The sequence below is a fragment of the Paenibacillus sp. FSL K6-1566 genome (assembly GCF_038050475.1).
Classification (GTDB): domain Bacteria; phylum Bacillota; class Bacilli; order Paenibacillales; family Paenibacillaceae; genus Paenibacillus_AQ; species Paenibacillus_AQ lactis.
In genome coordinates this window covers 6296634-6314263 of the sequence record NZ_JBBOSR010000001.1, presented here as the reverse complement: position 1 = coordinate 6314263, position 17630 = coordinate 6296634, and the positions used below count along the sequence as shown (strand labels likewise).

The window sequence follows — 17630 nt, the reverse complement described above, 5'->3', positions numbered from 1 at the left end:
TGGCAGCCTCCTTGTTATGTACATGATCGGTACATTTTGATGATACATAGAATGGCAGTGTTGGACTCAGGACTCATACATGGTTGACTTACCGACGAGACGAGAGCTAACCCCAGATTGCGATGGTGATGATGCCTAATGTGATCAGCGCGGACATCACGATTCGGCGCGAGCCCTGCTGCTCCCGGAGTATAAGAATGCCGAATATCGTGCCGAATACGGTGCTGATCTCACGGATCGGTGCAATATGGGCAAGCGGCGTCAGCCTCATGGCAAACAGAAACAACAGGTACGAGCCTGGCGCCAGAACAGAGCCGAGCAGTATGGTGCGCCAGTTAACGGACCATTCCCGCTTCAGTTGTCCGGATCGCAGGACAGGGATGATAAGCGCGATGAAATAGCTGATATTCGATAACTGGATTAACAGCACGGGGGAAACTCCGGCATCCAGAATCGCCTTGTCCGTGAGCGTATAGCCTGAAATGCAGAGCCCCACCAGACAGGCATAAATAAGCGCTTTTCCATTCACATTGTGACGTGAGCCGGCCCGGATCCCCGATAAGGCGAATAAAGAGAAAATAATGGCGGATAGCCCAAGGACGCCGGCGGTGCTCATTTGCTCGTGAAATAGAACCAGGCTGCAAAGGGAAGTCAGCATGGCGCCGAGCCCCCGCATGAACGGATAGACCTGGGACATATCCCCATGCGTATAAGCTTTAGAGAGCAGGAGGATGTAGCCTCCTTGTATGGTCATGGACAGCAGAATGAAGCCGTATACTTTCGGGCTCAGCGTGAGCTGCGACATTTCGATCCAGAAATAGGGCATCAGAATGATTAAGGTTACCGAATGAATGCACCACAGAAATACCGATTTATGAATGCTTCGCTTCGTAAACAGATTCCAGAGCGCATGCGTCAGACCGGATGACAGGACCAGAAGCAGGGCCAGAAGCTCCATCAGATCGGCCCGGTAAGAACTTCGATCCCGCGAGCAGACAGATTATCCACCCATTCCTGCGGGCAGCCTGGATCCGTGATGAGCATGGAGATGTCCTCCAGCTTCGCGAGCTTCGAGAATGTGGTTACCCCGAGCTTCGAATGATCGGCGAGAACGATGCCTTCCTCCGCACGCTCCAGCATTTTTCGGGATATGTAGGCTTCATCCACATCATAATCGGTAATGCCGTCGGTTAACGAGATGCCCCCGACAGAGATAAACGCTTTATTCACCTTGAACTGTTCCAGCAGCATTTCGGTAAGCGGGCCGGTTGCAGCCTGTTTGGTCCGGTCCATATCCCCGCCGATAAAAATAATCTTCCCCTGAAAAATCTCCATCGCCAGATTGAGAATAGGCACCGAGTGCGTGATGACCGTGACATGCGGGCGGTCCTGAAGATAACGCACCACCTCGATCGTGGTCGTTCCGTTGTCCAGCAGAATGGTCTCCCCGTCTTTAACAAGGGAAGCTGCCAGCTTGCCGATCGCGGCCTTTTCTTCCGAATGCGTCTGCGAACGGCTTAGGAAGGACGGTTCGATCTGTCCGGAGCGCGATTTGACGGCACCGCCGTAAACTTTGCGCAGCTTGCCTTCTTTCTCCAAGCGGTCCAGATCCCTGCGGATCGTTTCGGCGGATACATCCAGCTGCTTCGCGAGGGCGTGAACCTGGACCTTGCCTTCAAGCTCCAATTGATGCAGGATTTTTTGCCGCCGGTCTTCATAGGTTACGGACATTGCGGATTCACCTCACATATGTATGACTGATATTGACCAGTATTGTTGATTTCAACTAATTATTATGGCAGTTACCTCATCATGTCAACAAAAATCATTGACGAAATCATGGAATACCCTCTAATATACACATAAAACAACAACAATTCACACAAAAACCGCAAACCGAAATTAAGGGAGGCTGCAATATGAAGCCCGTACTCCGCTTTAAAGAAGATCAGACGTTTACGATCGTACAGTTTACCGACATTCACTGGAGGAATGGCGATGCGCAAGACTTAGCGAGCCGGCAGTGCATGGAGGCGGTGCTGGACCTGGAACAACCCGATCTCGTTGTGTTTACTGGAGATATTATCTATACGGGGGAGACAGGGGATAGCTCCGCAAGCTGCCTGGACCCGGTTCAGGCTTTCAAGGATGCCGTATTCGCGGCGGAATCTCGGGGGATTCGCTGGGCATTCGTATTCGGCAATCATGATACGGAAGGCGATATTACGCGGGAGGAATTAATGAAGGCTGCCATGGATCTTCCCGGCTGCTGTTCGGAGCCTGGGCCGCCGGAAATTAGCGGTGTCGGCAACTACACGCTTCCTATTTACGGAAAAGGGGAAGATACGGCTGAGGCCGTGCTGTATTTCTTCGATTCGGGCGAAATGTCACAGCATCCGGCCGTTGAAGGCTATGATTGGATTCGGCGCGATCAGATCCGCTGGTATGAAATGGCGTCTGCCGCATACAGCGTAAAGCGTGGCGGCGACTCCATGCCGGCATTGGCCTTCTTCCACATCCCGATTCCGGAATACAGGGATGTATGGGAACGCCGGACGTGTTATGGCAACAAGTTTGAGGCAGTGTGCTGCCCGCAGCTGAACACCGGTTTGTTCGCGGCCATGCTGGAGCGGGGCGATGTGATGGGCACGTTCGCCGGACATGATCACATTAACGATTACTGGGGTGAACTCAACGGCATCCGGCTTTGCTACGGCAGAGCTACCGGTTATGGCACCTACGGCCGGGAAGGCATGCTCCGCGGTGCGAGGGTTATTCGCCTGCATGAAGGACAGCGGGAGTTCGATACTTGGATTACACTGAGCGACGGATCGCGAGTCCTGGAGCAGGAGAAGCATGAACCCGGAGCACCCCTCTGATATACGACAATCGTAAAAAACACACCTCTTATGAAATGTGCGGAGACAATCCGGGCGGTTTCATGGGAGGTGTGTTTGGTTTGCGTTATGATCCTTATCCGTTCGTAAGCAGCCGCAGCAGCAGCTCCGCCTTCGGGGGCGTATAGCTTGGATCCTCTTGGGACTTCAGCGTCATTAATCCCGACAACACGGATAAATAACAGGCCACCAGCTCTCTCAGATCGCCAGCCGCAATCTCCCCGGCGTTCTGCCCAGCTTCGAACAGCGGCATCAACTGGTCAACAAAAGCATGGATGGAATAGTTCTCGATAATCCGCTTGGCCTCTTCGGGCACGCCATCCGAGGTGCGTGCTTGCTGAATCAGCATAAAGTGCGAATTATCATCCTCTTGGAGAATCATTGAGGTTAGCAGAGCGATTTTCTCAAGAGGGGTACCGGGTACGTTATAGATTTCGGAGAACGCTTGCCGAGCTTCCTCCATCGACCATTGAACGAGCGTGATGAACAACTCGTCTTTGGATTTGAAGTAGTGATAGAGAAGGCCGTGGCTGACTCCGGCTTCGCTGGCAATCATGCTCATTTTGGTTCCGAAGATTCCTCTTTTAGAAAATACTTTGATGGCAGCTCGCATGATTTGTTCTTTTCGTTCGTCGCGTATTTGATGCAATTGTTCTTCGTTTAAAGGGGTCATTGCGTCCATCCCTCATCCTGGTATTCTCGTGCTGATAACAACAATAACGCATTTGATTTATTCGGGCAATCCCATGGATAAGGGCAGAAATTCGTTATTAAAAACCGGGATGATCCGCGCGAGTAGTTCCTCCAGCGGCAAATTCACCTCCTGTAATACCTGATGGAGCCAAGCTTTGCCTTTTCCCGATAGATCCGCATTCACAAGCGAGTTGATATACTCTGCATTAAACAAAGCCTGCGGCGAAGCGAAAAGACCCGTTACCATCATATACTGTTCGAATACGGCCATATCGTTATGAGCATAAGCCAGCTCCTGGCATATATCGAACAGCCTCTGGGCAAAAGAAAACCCTTGGGCGGACAGGTGGCCTTCGTATGTCACCCCCGGCCATCTGAGATCCGCGGCAGTGCTAAGCCACCATGCAGGCTCCATGGCGGATTGCATCTTTAGAAGGGCGAAGCGTTCGAATCCCTCCTCAAGCAGGACTTCATTTTGCCTCGATTGCAAGTACTGGTCCAGCGCATCTGCCTGGATGGCCGCCACCGTCATGCCTTGGCCGAATATCGGATCGAAGCTGCAGAAGGCATCGCCGAGCACCAGCAGACCGGAAGGCCAATCCTCCATCTGCTCGAAATGCTGTCTCACGCATTCCTCAATCCGGTAGCCCCGCGGGCTTGAGATTGGTTCAAGCTGCTGAAGCAAATCTCCGATGGTGGAACCGAACAGATTTTGCGCCTCCTGGTCGTACAACTGATGGTCGGTTGTCGGATAGGAAGCTCCTCCCGCGCGGTACAGAACAACCTCTGCGATGTGGTTCTCGATCGGATTGAACACAGCCGTGCCGATACCAAGGGAGGGATCTCCATCATTCAGGATGGTGCTCCATACAGCCTGGATTTCTTCTGGAACCCTATAGTGCCGCGTACTATATCCTAGGGATACGTGCAGTTTCTCTGCTTCCGGTACCGCGTAACCAAGGTTCTGCAACCAATCAGCGAGCTTGGAACCGCGTCCGCTTGCATCCACGACCAGATTCGCATTTATTTGAACAAGCGTTGATTCCCTGACGTTTTTGTCCCGGAAAACAACGCCGGTAACGGCATTCCTGTCCGCGTCATGCAGTAACTCCTGCGCTGCAAGCTTTGGTAAGAGAGTCACATTAGGCATTTGGATCACTCTGTTGCGGAGGGTCCACTCAAACAGGGATCTGCTGCACCCTGCATTGGGCTCATCGGGCATTTCCAGCGTGCCGTAGCGATTGGTCATCTTAACGGATTTCATTTCTCGAGGATGCGCCCCTTGCTGAAGCAATTCCTCGGTTATGCCAGGGAACCAGCTTTCAACGATCATTTTGCCGCGCGCAAGGAAACGGTGCGGATGATAGGCCTGCGGCGTACCCGACCGATTTTCCGGTCCTGCCGGAAACTCATCCCGATCCGTGATGATCACCTCTTCATAATGCTTGGATAACACGGTTGCAGTGAATAGTCCGGCTATGCCTCCGCCTAGAATGAGCGCTTTGCCTTTTGTTTTCATACGAAACCTCCAAATATAGATTGATTTAATCAGTCAATGATAAACGAAAAATATCTTCTGAAATTCAAATTTAGATTACAGGTGCAGGACAAATAGCGGTGATCGTCCATAACGAAATGAGTGTTGAGTGTCTCCCTTCTCTTATAGATATTTATGATTGATTTAATCAGTCAATGATAAACATAAAGGTATTTATTGGATATGTCAATCCTGATTTGCGTATAAGAAGCGTGAATTGCCTATAACTCCCCTTGTGTTCGTGTTGAAATTTTGGGACAATACAGAGTGGGCTATCAGGTGTCCGTTTCTCGCCGTAAGGTTTGATATATCAGGAATTTGCAAAATTCGATTCCGGCCGCTTCCAGGTACAATACACAGACGAACTAAACCATTCGGTCTATATATTGCTGATTGAAAGTCGCCCTTTGGATTTTTGCAATATGCCTCATAATAAATGTTGTTTATAGAAAGAGGATATCCATCATGAATAAACCATCCATTTATGGATTGACATTAGATCAGCTGGTCGATTGGCTCGGCCAGCGGGGCCATAAGAAGTCCCGGGCGACCCGGGTGTGGGAATGGCTGTACCGCTCACGGGTTACGGCATTTTCGGAGATGACCGACGTGCATCCTTCATGCCTTGAGCTGCTGGAGGAGCACTTTGCGATTGTGACGCTGGAGGAGCATACGAAGCAGGAGTCGATTGACGGGACGGTCAAGTTTCTGTTCAGGCTTGCTGACGGCAACCTGATCGAGACGGTGCTCATGCGCCATAAATTCGGGTTGTCCGTTTGCGTAACAACCCAAGTTGGCTGCAACATTGGCTGCAGCTTCTGTGCCAGCGGCCTTCTGAAGAAGAGCCGGGATCTGACGGCTGCGGAAATCGTCGAGCAGGTGATGCAGGTTCAGCTTCATCTGGACCGCAGAGGCCAGGATGAGCGGGTGAGTCACCTGGTCGTGATGGGGATCGGCGAGCCGTTCGATAACTATGACAACATGGCGAACTTTATCCGGGTGATCAAGGACCATAAGGGACTTGCTATCGGACCACGCCATATCACGGTGTCCACAAGCGGGCTGGCCAACAAAATTATTGAGTTCGCGGACAGCGATCTGAATACGAATCTGGCGATCTCCCTGCATGCGCCGAACAATGAGCTGCGCACGAGAATCATGAAGATTAACAAGGCCATCCCGATCGAGAAGCTGATGGAGGCCATCGATTATTATTTGGAAAAAACGAAGCGCCGCATTACGCTCGAATACATTCTGCTGAAGGATGTCAATGATCAGCGAGAGCATGCGCTTGAGCTTGCGGAGCTGGTCGGCGATCGTCGCAGCCTGGCGAACGTCAATCTCATCCCTTACAATCCGGTGGATGAGCATAGTCAATATCAGCGGAGCTCCAAGGAGACGATCACTGCATTCTACGATACATTGAAGAAGCAGGGCATCAGCGTTAGCGTACGGCTAGAGCACGGCACCGATATCGATGCCGCCTGCGGCCAATTGCGGAGCAAGCAGATCAAGAAGGCGCAGTAACTGGAGAGCTGCTCGCCTTAGGGTAGTAGGAAAAGCATATCCTCACGAAGCGGTATGCTTTTTTCTGCTAGAGAGCCCTCGATTGCTATTGACCCTGACACATCAGGCGGAAAGGAATGAACCAATATGCTGGAAACCCATCCGGTTGTGAAAAAGCTGCAGTATAAAGACTTGGGCCAGCCCGTGCTGATCTTGAACGCGCCGGAGGCCTATCAGGAGGTTATTCGCTCGCTTCAAGGGGAGGTTCATACGGAGCCGGTGCAAGCTCCCTATGATTTCGTTCAGGCGTTCGGAACAAGCAACGGGCAGCTGCGAGAGCTGGCCAAGGTTGCAGCGAGCGCCGTGGCGGATAACGGCTTGCTCTGGCTCTGCTATCCGAAGAAGACCTCCAAAACCTACAAGAACTCGGACTGCAGCCGGGACAGCATCGCCGGCATTTTGGCGGATGAAGGCTATGAGCCGGTGCGGCAGATCGCCATCGACGAGGATTGGTCGGCCCTCCGCTACCGGAAGGTGGAGCAGATCAAGACGATGACAAGATCCTTCGCGGCCACCGCGAAGGGCAAAGAACGGACAGGCCAAGGAGAATCCATGTAACACGTGACAACAGGCGCGGCTATTCTTGATATCAATACGAGAGGGACCCTGATCAGGGTCCCTTCTTTGTTGGAATGCAGCCACTAAACGCTTCACTTTCCGTGATGCGGACGGCGGTGCTTGGACTGAACCTTCTTGCGGCGAACATCCCGATTGATCGCTTTGCTGCCGCTCCCTCCACCGACGGCGTGCTGCTGCCGGGTGCCCCGGCTTTCAATCGCCGAGTTGGTGCCGCCTGTACTGAAGCCTCCGGCGCCGCTCGCAATCTGGGTGGCCGAGGCGTTCCGACTTGATCTCGGCAATCTGACCACCTGCTTATTAATGACGAAGACCACTTCTTTCTGATGTTTCTTGGACTTGGGATGCTTACCATCCGGTCTGACACCATGATGCAGCGGGTTCTTAAGGCCGAGGTTTTTGGCGATTCCGCCTGCGCCGACACTTTCCTGCTGGTACGCATGCGGAGAGCGGATCGCGGCATTACTCCCGGCAGCGCTGCTCTTGCCCGCCCCGCTTGCGATTTGCGTCGTGTTCGGCGCATTGGTGAATTGATCATTCACGACGACGGTAAACCGATCGATCCCGCCAAGCGGGGAGGTTAAGGAATACCGATGGCTGCCTTTCTCCACGGTGATCGTCAGCTGGTCCTTGATCGGCAATTTGCGTCAACTCCTTTTTTATCAGAACGACTTCTTCTTGATCGTAGAATATTTGAAGGATCAGGTGTAAGAGATAAAAGCATAGAGAAACGAAAAAATGATCCATTTGTCCTCTGGGATAAGAACCTATCTTTAAGGTGTGGCAGGGCGTTTTCGTGGTTTATAATGTAGAAGTGTGACAGAAAGGGTGAGATTTAATGCTGACGATTAAGGAATACAGCGTAGAGTTGATTCAAGATCCGTTCGGGATCCTGGCAGGGCAGCGATATGAGTTCGTATGCGATCTGGACGTGCCGGAGGAGGACGAGCTTTATTCTGAACAGGGAGTTTACCTGCGGGTGATCTTTCTCAAAGACGGGGCTGATTCCCGAATTGTAAAATACGATTTCTACGAGCGAACGACCGATCGGTATCTTGATTTTGATATGGAGCCGGAAGAAGAGGAGGAGCTCACTGCGTTCTGTAAAGAGCATGCGCAGGTGGAGGCTTGATTCGAAAACAGTATTCTGTTGCAGCGATTATGAAATGAAGATGATGGCGTCCTGAAGAGGATGCCATTTTTTTATTCTGATTATGTTATTTAATATGACGCAAATTAATCTATTTACTGAAATTGTCTTATGATAATTATAATTAATGTTAATTTTATTGACTTACAACAAACAAAATTCGTATAATTAGACCAGATTTTCATATTATGTGTACGAAAACATGACATTAATTCATTTTCTATCGATCAGTAGAGAGTAAGACTACTTTTTACAAAGGAGAGAGGATGCATGGAGAGAGCCGAGGTCACAAGACGAATCGTGGAGGCCAAACGCAAATTGGGGTTAAAGTGGATCGATATCGCAAGCGTAATCGACCGTTCGGAGGCCTGCACGGCAACGGCGCTGCTGGGACAGGGGACGCTGACGAATGAAGAGAGTGCCAAGGTCGGGGATTTGCTTGGGCTGGATCCGGAGGCGGTTGCGGCTTTAACCGTTATTCCATACCGTGGAACGACGGTGCCTATGCCTCCGACGGACCCGCTGATTTATCGCTTCTATGAAATCTTGCTGGTGTACGGACCGGCGATCAAGGACTTGATCCACGAGAAATTCGGCGACGGCATCATGTCTGCGATCGACTATGAGATGGATATACAGCGTGTGGAGGATCCGAAGGGAGACCGGGTGGTTGTCACGTTAAACGGAAAGTTTCTGACTTATAAAAAGTGGTAATGGGGGGCGGCAGTTCAGTTCCATACACCCAGAAGGAGGGGGATACCATGTCCTATGTAAAGCCGGATCAAGTAGTAGAAGCCATGATTCAAGCGGGGACGAGTAAATCGCAGCTGACCGTTGAGCAAATGCTGCTGCGGGGATTTTTGGGCGGAGCCTTGCTTGGATTTGCCACGACGCTGGCCTTTACGGCAACGGTCCAGACGGGGATCGGCATGGCGGGTGCCTTGTTGTTTCCCGCCGGGTTCGTCATCATCGTGCTGCTTGGACTGGAGCTGGTTACGGGCAACTTCGCCCTCATTCCACTCGCGGTTATGGAAAGGAAAACGACGGCCTTGCGGATGCTTGCCAGCTGGACGTGGGTATTTATCGGGCACCTTATCGGCTCGGTATTCTATGGGCTGCTCTATTACGCGGCGGTGACACAGTTCGGGCATGTACAAGAGGGCGGCGTTATTGACCTTATACGGGGCGCTGCTGAAGCGAAGACGATTGGTTATGCTTCGCTAGGCTGGGCAGGGATGGGAACGGTGTTTGTGAAGGCGATGCTGTGCAACTGGATGGTGTGCCTGGGGGCTGTCATGGCTAACGCCTCCCGGAGCACAGGCGGCAAGATTGCCGCCATGTGGCTGCCGATTGTGATTTTCTTCGGTCAAGGGTTTGAGCACGCAGTAGTCAATCTGTTCGTCATTCCGACCGGCATGCTGATGGGAGCGGGCGTTAGTCTGGGGGATTGGTGGCTATGGAATCAAATTCCCGTGACGCTTGGCAACATCGCCGGCGGTTTCCTGTTTACGGGACTGGCGTTGTATCTGACGCAAAAGAAACCCGCGGCCCCGCCGGTTGCCGAGCTGAATTCCTCGCATAAGGCGAGCTGACCGCGGGGGCGGCTGTTGATGAACGAAGGAAATCCGTTCGTCCCAACCGGACTGAAGCGGGCTTGGAGAGAATTGGCTTATCCTCTAACTACATAGCAGGGAAAGAATGATTAAATCTAAATCATCCCTTGTATTGCCTGCTCCAATCTGTTATTCTAAATGCAACTTAGGATGAACGGAGGGTTACGTGTGTTGGATTATTCCCGATTGAGATCTTTTCGCGGCTAATGGAATACGCGATGAAGAGGCCTGCTGCTCAAGCAGGGTAATCGGGATGGGTCTGCCAATTTTACGTAACCCATAGTCATGAGTGACGAATAAATTAAGACTATCCGAAGCAGGTGGGGGATGATTTGCTGTGTCCTTTACTGTCTTCCGGGATGGGGTTATTTTCGTGCACTCGGACATAGGGGATCGTGGCGGAAGCAAGCGCCCCATTGTCGATTCCGCTGAGCACAGGTGATGATTGCCTGTGCTTTTTTGTTGTTTGACTCAAGAAGCTTGCGAGGGTGATAACGATATCAAGGAGGCGTTTTTATATGACAACAGCTCATTCTCAGGATTATACCGAAATTATTCGGGACATGGTGGCGATCGCAGGGGAGCACGGGGTGGAACTGAGCCCTGACGGCATCGAAATGAATGAATCCGGCATGGATTTTCTGGTCGGCATTGCCGAGGATGCCGAAGGTGTGTCTTGGGTACTGCGTAAGCCGCGGCGTGGCGATGTGCTCGAACGGGCGGACAATGAGGCTCGGGTGCTTAAGCTGATTCAGCCCCGTCTGCCGGTTGCTGTACCGGATTGGCGGATCTACACGCCAGAGCTTATCGCTTATCCGCTGCTTAGCGGTCAGCCTGCCGCATCTGTCGGTGCAGAAGGGTATGCGTGGAACATGGATCCTGTGCAGCCGGGCGAGCGATTCGTCGATTCGCTGGCACAGGCGCTGGCAGCTCTCCACGGCATCGATCACGAGGATGCTCGGGCAGCCGGCCTCCGGGTGAAGAGTCCGCAGGAAGCCCGGGAAGAGATGGCGCGGAATATGGAGGAGGTGCGAAGCCGCCTGGGAGTATCCGCGGCGCTGTGGGACCGCTGGCAGAAATGGATCGGTGATGACTCCTATTGGCCGGGCCATTCGTCGCTTGTCCATGGCGACCTCCATCCTCCGCATATTTTAATCGACAGCCAGGTTCAAGTTACCGGGCTTTTGGATTGGACAGAGGCTGAAGTGACGAACCCGGGCAAGGATTTCATTCTGTACTATGCCGTTCACGGCGAGGATAACCTGAAGCTGCTGCTGGAGCGATACGAGCAAGCCGGCGGGAAGGTGTGGCCGCGGATGTACGACCATATCGTAGAGCAATACGCGGCGTATCCGGTGGCTGTCGGACAATTTGCTTTGCTGACGGAACAGGAAGAAGTGCTTGCGATGGCACGTAACATGCTGGGACTGACCTAATACGCAAGAAGTGATTGAGGGAATCCTCTCCCATCCATGCTGCCGCGAGGGCAGATCATGGAGCAAGGAGCCGGCCGATGAAATTCGGTTGGCTCTTTTTTTTGGGCTTTGCCGGAGGGGATGTGGAGTGCTCATAATCCTGTGAATTTATGACAACCTTATAGAGAGAGGTTCTCTGCTTATATATGTAACGGATGCCCGAGAGGGATTGTGATCCTAAGAATCCATTGAAATCGCTGCCGGATGCGTGCAGGATATTTATAGGCTGATCAAGAAATATTTGGAAAGGCTGTCTGTCATATAATGATCGTGAGGCGGCTTTGACTTGCGGAGAGCAATTCGCAGCCCTGTATGGCATGCGTAACGAAATTTACATACTTGTCGATATCTTGGTCTGGGAAATATGTTATTCTAAACATACTCACCGGGATTTTAACCTGCTTGAAATGATTGATTAGGGAGGGGATTGATCTTGAATATTGAAGTGCGTTTATGCCCGAAAGAACAGTCATTTATTCTGCACAACCTCTATCCGCTGTACTTGCATGACATCGCTGAAATATGGGGGATCCATCCTAACCGATATGGAGTGTTTGAGAAGGGGGATGTGCCGACCTTGAGCGAGCAGAGCAAACTGCTGGACGTGTGGTGGGAGCAGCCGTCGGTTCTCTTTCCTTATCTGATCACAGTGGATGACATTGCCGCCGGTTTCGCGCTGGTTTCTACACCGCCGCAGGTTCCGTCGCCCAATATTCAATATTACTTAAGCGATTTTTTCGTGCTTCGGACTTATCGAAGACAAGGTGTAGCGCGGCGAGCAGCTGAGCTTGTGTTCGATCAGTTCCAAGGCGCGTGGGAGCTTCAGACCAACCCGACGGAACGGAATATGAGCACGCAGATTTTTTGGCGCAAGACGCTGAATACGTATACAGGTGGAAAATACTCCGAACTGGATGGCGTCCATCCGGAAAAAGGAGAAATGCTGGTCTTTCGGTTCACCAACAAATAGACTGGATTTGCATAAAACGGCGGGTTGATGGACGAATTTCAGCCTTGACAGCTTAACGCAAACGGATTAAACTGAATAAAATTTTCGAACAAATGCGCTGAAGAGGACGCCGGCATCGTATGGATGCTTCGAATCAGAGAGCTGCTGGTGGGTGCGAAGCAGCGGAAGCGGCGATGAACAGGCCATCACCTCGGAGCAGATCAGCCGACTGTCCATGACGTGAAGCTGATCCGGGAGTTCCCTGCCGTTATCCATGGGGCATCATTGATGGATGATGGCGAAGAGTGCGTGCCGGAAAGAGCCGGCGCGAATCAGGGTGGTAACGCGGAGCAAGGCTCCGTCCCTATGGGGACGGGGTCTTTTTGTCGTTTATCGGCCCGGAATGAGAGGAGAGGGTGGCGAATGATGCTGGAGAGGCTGGTGCCCATGGATGAGATGAAGCGCTTGGATGGGAGGCGTTCAAGGCATTAACGCCGTCTATACGCCGAAGGAAGAGTGGAAGAAGGGGTATGCCAGCGTCCTTGTAGCTGAGCTTGGTCTGCTTCTGAACCGGGAGGGTCTTACACCGATGCTGTATGCGGATCAAGCCAATTCTGATTCGAATCGAGTATACCGCAATATCGGCTTTACAAGCTGCGGAACAATTGCGGAAATCGCGTTCTCCGGCGGTGAATAAACGGGGAGGATGTTATATTGAGCGTAACAGCTCTCCCTGTTTGGCTTGATCAGTCATTAAATTTTCGTGCATGAAGGGTGTACAGGCAGAGCGGGGGCCGTCCGGGCTGCGGATCATTGGCGCGGCACCGGATAAACATGGAGAAGACGATACGCCTCCAATAATGTTATTCTATAAAAGTGTTCAGAAAATGTCGGGCGCGATTGGATAGCACATGATCTTTGAGCCAGACAATTCCGACATCGGATTGGAAATCGGCGCTGAGTATGGTCATTGTCCGGATGTTGGGGATGGCGAAGGAGGACATGACCGATTCCGGCAAAATCGTGGCGCCGATCCCTTCGGCGACCAATGCCACGATGATCGCGACGCTGGAGCATTCGCATATGACGCGCGGCGGATGGCCGCTGCGGTTGAATTCCTGGATGACCCGCTCATGCATGCCTTTGGTCTGGTCGGTCTTTAGCGACAGGAACGGATGCTCTGCCAGCTCACGCATTGAGATTTGCCCTCGCGTCGGCCCGCATTCCCAGCTGCCGGGGAGAACGGCAACGAACGGATCGGAGGGCAAGGGCAGCACGGCATAACGTTCCGGATCAAAGCGCGATTCGAACGGGAGGCGGGTCACCGCAAGCTCGATATGGCGCTGATCCAGCTGGTCGGCCAGCAGGGAATGGTCGCCTTCCCGGATTTTGAAGGTGACCTCGGGATATGTTTGCCGGAAGGAATGGATGCGCTGGGGCAGCAGCGAGATGCAGGAAACGACCGCGCCGATGGACAGCATGCCGCGGATGCCGGCATGAAGTTCCTTCACCTCCGTCAGCGTCTCGTTGAATTGATTAAGCAGCGAGTCGGCCCGTTGTTGCAGGAGCTCGCCGGCATGGGTCAGCCGAAGCTGCTTGCCGCTGCGCTCGAACAGCGTGACGCCAAGCTCCTCTTCCATCAGCTTCAGCTGCCGGCTGAGGGGAGGCTGCCCCATATTCAGCTGTTTAGCTGCGCGGGTGATCTGGCCTTCCTGGGCAATTGTCAGGAAATAACGGAGCTGGCGAATATCCATGGATTCAATTGGCCCCTCTCTATACTTAAAAGGTATGGTATCCCTATAAATCAGATACTTTTAATATAGGGTATCGATTGATATGATTCAACTAATAACGCTTGCAGATAAGGAGATGTATGCATAATGACTTACACGATACCCGTTGAATTGACGTCGTCCCCAAAACCGAAGCCGGCCCATCACAACCAGGCTTTCGGCACGGTCTTTACCGACCATATGTTTATATTGGATTATGATGCGAAGAAAGGGTGGCATGATCCGCGGATCGTTCCGTATCAGCCTATTCAGCTGGATCCTGCGGCCAAGGTGTTCCATTACGGGCAGACGGTGTTCGAAGGATTGAAGGCATATCTGACCGAGGATCGCCGGATTCTGATGTTCCGTCCTAACAAAAATATCGAGCGCCTCAACTTGTCCAACCGCCGACTCAGCATTCCGTATCTGGACGAAGAGCTGGTGCTTGAGGCTCTGAAGCAGATCGTTCTCGTTGATCGGGACTGGATTCCTTCCGAGCCCGGTACTTCGCTCTATATCCGGCCGTTCGTTATCGCAACCGAGCCGGTGCTGGGCGTGGCCCCATCCCTTCAATACAAATTCATGATCATTCTGTCGGTGGTCGGCTCATACTATGCGGAAGGCATCAATCCGGTCGGCATTTATGTGGAGCCGAAATACGTTCGTGCCGTAGTAGGAGGCGTAGGCAATGCCAAGACCGCAGGCAACTATGCAGCAGGCTTGAAAGCACAGGACGAAGCTACGGCGAAGGGCTATTCCCAAGTGCTCTGGCTGGACGGCGTGCATCGGAAGTACATCGAGGAAGTCGGCAGCATGAACGTATTCTTCAAGCTGGGCGATACGGTCATTACGCCGGCGCTGAACGGAAGTATCCTGGACGGAGTGACCCGCAGCTCGGTCATTCAGCTGCTCCAGCATTGGGGGATTCCGGTAGAGGAACGGGCTATTTCCATCGATGAAATCATTGACGCACACCGCAGCGGAACGCTGGTTGAGGCGTTTGGCACCGGAACGGCCGCGGTGATCTCGCCGATCGGGTCTTTGGAATGGCAGGATGAGAAGCTGGTGATCGGGCAAGGCGTTACCGGGGATCTGTCGAGCCGGGTTTATGACGCAATTACCGGCATCCAGCGCGGCATCCTTGAAGATCCGTTCGGTTGGGTAATCGAGCTGCCGCTGGCGGATGCGGCGGAGCATTCCTAATTAGAGACGACAGTTTTTTATTCAGCAGTTTAAGGACTGCAGCTTTATGGCCTTCATCATGATATAGGCCTGGCTGCAGTCCTTTTTTAGTTGTCTTCCAAAAGGGGAGATAAGGATTGCGGGTGGCCCTTTTGCAGAACAAATGGGATCGGGCCTGATCGTTTTCGTTATCTGATCGATGAAGCGGACCCGTGCGCCGGATGCTCCAGCAGTGTACGCAGCCACCGGTCGTAGACGTACCATGCCAGCCTGTTGTCGAGCAGGGATTTGAGGGTGTACAGCCCTTCTTCTACGGAAGCGGCGCGCTCGCAGAGATGAAGCCTTACAGCAGCGTTAAGGAGGACCTGGTTCGTAAACGCGATGTGCCCCTTACCCTGCAAAACTTCCTCGGTCACCCGCAGCTGTTTCTCCGCGGTCCACTCGATCTCCGGAAGCTGAGCCTCGAGGCCGAACAGCTCGGGGTCGATCAGATGAAGCTCGGAATGCCCTTGGTGCACCAGCTGTACGCGGGTCGCCCGATGGATATGCAGATCCTCCGAGCCCTCGGCCCCTTGTACGATCAGTGCCTTACGGTAACGAAGGTTTTGGAGCAGCTGTGACATCCGGTCGAAGACGGTGTTGTGATAGACGCCGTACACGAGGTAGGGCGAGTGGGAGAAGTCGATCAGCTTCTCGGCGGTGTTCAGGATCGTGCGCATGCCGATCTCCTCGCGGATCGGGCGGATGGAGCGCAAGGGAGGACACCACTGCTCGGCATCCGCGAACAGCACGCCAGTGAGCTGGGCGGCCAGAATGGACTGCTCGGGCGTAATGCTGGCGGGATCAATCCCTTTGCACAGCAATAGGTCGTTTACCGTAATTCCCCATTTCGGGGGCAGCGAAGCGCTGCCGTGCAGCGTAACCGGCAGCCCGGCGGCTGCGAGCAGAAAGGCAGTCGGAAACGAGGCGTAGAAGGACGTCTTTCTGCCGTCATAAGGTCCTGCGCAATCGAGTCCGGCATGGACCGCTTTACGGAAAGATCGGTCACGCAGGGCCTTGATGAAGGCCTCCAATTCCTCCACGCTTTCCATCTTCATTCGTTCGGCCATAAAGAAGGCGCCGATTTGGGCAGGGGTAGCCTTGTCTTCCAGAATCCATTCGGCAGCAGAGACGGCCTCATTATAATTCAAATCCCGAGAGCCCCGTTTTCCCCGTCCGACTTCCTTCAGCAACTTGATCATCGTCATTCTTCTTCAACCTCCATTCATGTAATCATGCTTTCAGCTGCTGGTGCGCCTTGACGATGGAGGTGGCGACATCCACGATCCGCTTTCGTTCGTTCATGGCTTTGCGCCGGAGCATATCATAGGCCTCTGCCTCGGAGATCCGGTTGATGTCGCTCAGGATACCCTTGGCCATATCGATCCATTTCCGTTCCTCCAGCTTGGAACGCAGCTGCTGCCGCTCGGTGTGCCACTGCTGCCGGTCGAGAAATTGCTTGGCCCCGACATGGAGGGCCCAATGAAGCTCGGATGGGCTCATGGAAGGAGTCAGAATCCCGTCAATCGGAGCGTCATCTTGGCAATAATCAGCGGAGGACGTGCCTGAGTAAGAACTGCACCACCAAAGCATAGGGACGGGCCTCAGCTTTTCCAGATTCCTTTGCCATCCTGCGATCTTGGCGATCGGCAGATGGACGACAGCCGCATCGACCTCGTGGATGCAGCGCGGGAGATCCGCAGCTGAACAGGCCGTATATACATGATAGCCGCCCTCGCTCAGGTTCTCCTCGGCAACGGCGCTGGCCTCGGCTGAAGCTTGGTTCGGTTTGGAAGCATGGGCGACGTGTTCGTGAATAAGGAGTAAGCGGCGCATCTAAGGAATCCCTCCTATACGAAAGCTTATAAACGTATGTCTATCATTTATGTTATAAAATATTACACAAGCAGTGAGTTTGTGCTTGAAACAAACCGGGGATTTCGTAATTGAAAATGGGGTCTTTTTATGATGATAACGCATTTTCAATTTTTCATAAAGAGGAGATCTTCCCTTAATGTTCGGAAAATTTACATTGTTTGGTCGATGGAACCCTGATTTAGTTCAAAGAAATACCGATATAACGGATATTCTCTGCTTCGATCATAAACGTAATAAAAGTTTACATGTTCCATGATAAAATTATTTTGTGGCTAAATTGTGTCATGAATATTGACATAGTGA

18 protein-coding genes are annotated in these 17630 nt (G+C 52.6%); 10 read left to right on the top strand and 8 right to left on the bottom strand.

What is annotated here, in order from left to right:
• Positions 1-106: 106 nt before the first annotated feature.
• A complete protein-coding gene (locus NST08_RS28275) occupies positions 107-958 on the bottom strand; it encodes a DMT family transporter (protein WP_007128983.1) in 852 nt (283 codons plus the stop codon).
• Positions 958-1731: a DeoR/GlpR family DNA-binding transcription regulator gene (locus tag NST08_RS28270; RefSeq protein WP_007128982.1), complete on the bottom strand. Its 774-nt coding sequence runs from the start codon at positions 1729-1731 to the stop codon at positions 958-960. The genes NST08_RS28275 and NST08_RS28270 overlap by 1 nt, the downstream gene beginning before the upstream one ends.
• Before the next feature lie 188 nt (positions 1732-1919).
• On the opposite strand from NST08_RS28270, the gene NST08_RS28265 reads away from it, so the two are divergent.
• On the top strand, positions 1920-2879 hold the full coding sequence (locus NST08_RS28265; protein ID WP_007128981.1) for a metallophosphoesterase family protein: 960 nt from the start codon (positions 1920-1922) through the stop codon (positions 2877-2879).
• A 94-nt stretch (positions 2880-2973) separates the two neighbouring features.
• Here NST08_RS28265 and NST08_RS28260 read toward each other — a convergent pair whose 3' ends face one another.
• Positions 2974-3570, bottom strand: a complete 597-nt coding sequence (locus tag NST08_RS28260; RefSeq protein WP_007128980.1) for a TetR/AcrR family transcriptional regulator — start codon at positions 3568-3570, stop codon at positions 2974-2976.
• Positions 3571-3627: 57 nt separating this feature from the next.
• The gene (locus tag NST08_RS28255; RefSeq protein ID WP_210094070.1) at positions 3628-5109 is read right to left on the bottom strand and encodes an NAD(P)/FAD-dependent oxidoreductase; all 1482 of its coding nucleotides are present in this window, start codon (positions 5107-5109) and stop codon (positions 3628-3630) included.
• Positions 5110-5592: 483 nt separating this feature from the next.
• Between NST08_RS28255 and rlmN the strand changes: the two genes are divergently transcribed.
• Both rlmN and NST08_RS28245 read left to right on the top strand, forming a co-directional pair.
• Positions 5593-6654, top strand: a complete 1062-nt coding sequence (gene rlmN / locus NST08_RS28250) for a 23S rRNA (adenine(2503)-C(2))-methyltransferase RlmN (protein WP_210094069.1) — start codon at positions 5593-5595, stop codon at positions 6652-6654.
• Positions 6655-6780: 126 nt separating this feature from the next.
• Positions 6781-7251: a DUF3052 domain-containing protein gene (locus NST08_RS28245; protein WP_144868047.1), complete on the top strand. Its 471-nt coding sequence runs from the start codon at positions 6781-6783 to the stop codon at positions 7249-7251.
• 92 nt (positions 7252-7343) lie between these two features.
• Here NST08_RS28245 and NST08_RS28240 read toward each other — a convergent pair whose 3' ends face one another.
• Entirely contained in the window at positions 7344-7910 is a 567-nt protein-coding gene (locus tag NST08_RS28240) for a hypothetical protein (RefSeq protein WP_341342567.1), read from the bottom strand.
• A gap of 197 nt (positions 7911-8107) precedes the next feature.
• Between NST08_RS28240 and NST08_RS28235 the strand changes: the two genes are divergently transcribed.
• The 6 genes from NST08_RS28235 to NST08_RS28210 all read left to right on the top strand — a co-directional run bounded on the left by NST08_RS28235 (position 8108) and on the right by NST08_RS28210 (position 13153).
• Positions 8108-8401 (top strand): DUF6509 family protein, encoded by a 294-nt coding sequence (locus NST08_RS28235; protein WP_007128975.1) that lies wholly within the window; start codon positions 8108-8110, stop codon positions 8399-8401.
• Between the two features lie 288 nt (positions 8402-8689).
• Positions 8690-9133 carry a cyanase gene (gene cynS / locus NST08_RS28230; RefSeq protein ID WP_251535806.1) on the top strand — a complete coding sequence of 148 codons (444 nt, stop codon included), beginning with the start codon at positions 8690-8692 and terminating at the stop codon, positions 9131-9133.
• 47 nt (positions 9134-9180) lie between these two features.
• Positions 9181-10011, top strand: a complete 831-nt coding sequence (locus NST08_RS28225) for a formate/nitrite transporter family protein (RefSeq protein ID WP_341342566.1) — start codon at positions 9181-9183, stop codon at positions 10009-10011.
• Between the two features lie 539 nt (positions 10012-10550).
• A complete protein-coding gene (locus NST08_RS28220; RefSeq protein ID WP_213616142.1) occupies positions 10551-11468 on the top strand; it encodes a macrolide 2'-phosphotransferase in 918 nt (305 codons plus the stop codon).
• A gap of 472 nt (positions 11469-11940) precedes the next feature.
• Positions 11941-12477, top strand: coding sequence for a GNAT family N-acetyltransferase (locus NST08_RS28215; RefSeq protein WP_007128971.1), 537 nt, complete (start codon positions 11941-11943; stop codon positions 12475-12477).
• 448 nt (positions 12478-12925) lie between these two features.
• Positions 12926-13153, top strand: a complete 228-nt coding sequence (locus NST08_RS28210; protein WP_007128970.1) for a GNAT family N-acetyltransferase — start codon at positions 12926-12928, stop codon at positions 13151-13153.
• Between the two features lie 166 nt (positions 13154-13319).
• Here the strand turns inward: NST08_RS28210 and NST08_RS28205 are convergent, their stop codons facing one another.
• Positions 13320-14210 (bottom strand): LysR family transcriptional regulator, encoded by an 891-nt coding sequence (locus tag NST08_RS28205; RefSeq protein WP_341342565.1) that lies wholly within the window; start codon positions 14208-14210, stop codon positions 13320-13322.
• Between the two features lie 126 nt (positions 14211-14336).
• Between NST08_RS28205 and NST08_RS28200 the strand changes: the two genes are divergently transcribed.
• On the top strand, positions 14337-15431 hold the full coding sequence (locus NST08_RS28200; RefSeq protein ID WP_341342564.1) for a branched-chain amino acid aminotransferase: 1095 nt from the start codon (positions 14337-14339) through the stop codon (positions 15429-15431).
• Between the two features lie 167 nt (positions 15432-15598).
• Here the strand turns inward: NST08_RS28200 and NST08_RS28195 are convergent, their stop codons facing one another.
• Both NST08_RS28195 and NST08_RS28190 read right to left on the bottom strand, forming a co-directional pair.
• Positions 15599-16657: an anthranilate phosphoribosyltransferase gene (locus NST08_RS28195; protein ID WP_007128967.1), complete on the bottom strand. Its 1059-nt coding sequence runs from the start codon at positions 16655-16657 to the stop codon at positions 15599-15601.
• A 25-nt stretch (positions 16658-16682) separates the two neighbouring features.
• Complete coding sequence (locus tag NST08_RS28190; protein ID WP_007128966.1) at positions 16683-17285, bottom strand: ANTAR domain-containing response regulator; 603 nt, start codon at positions 17283-17285, stop codon at positions 16683-16685.
• Positions 17286-17630: the final 345 nt, after the last annotated feature.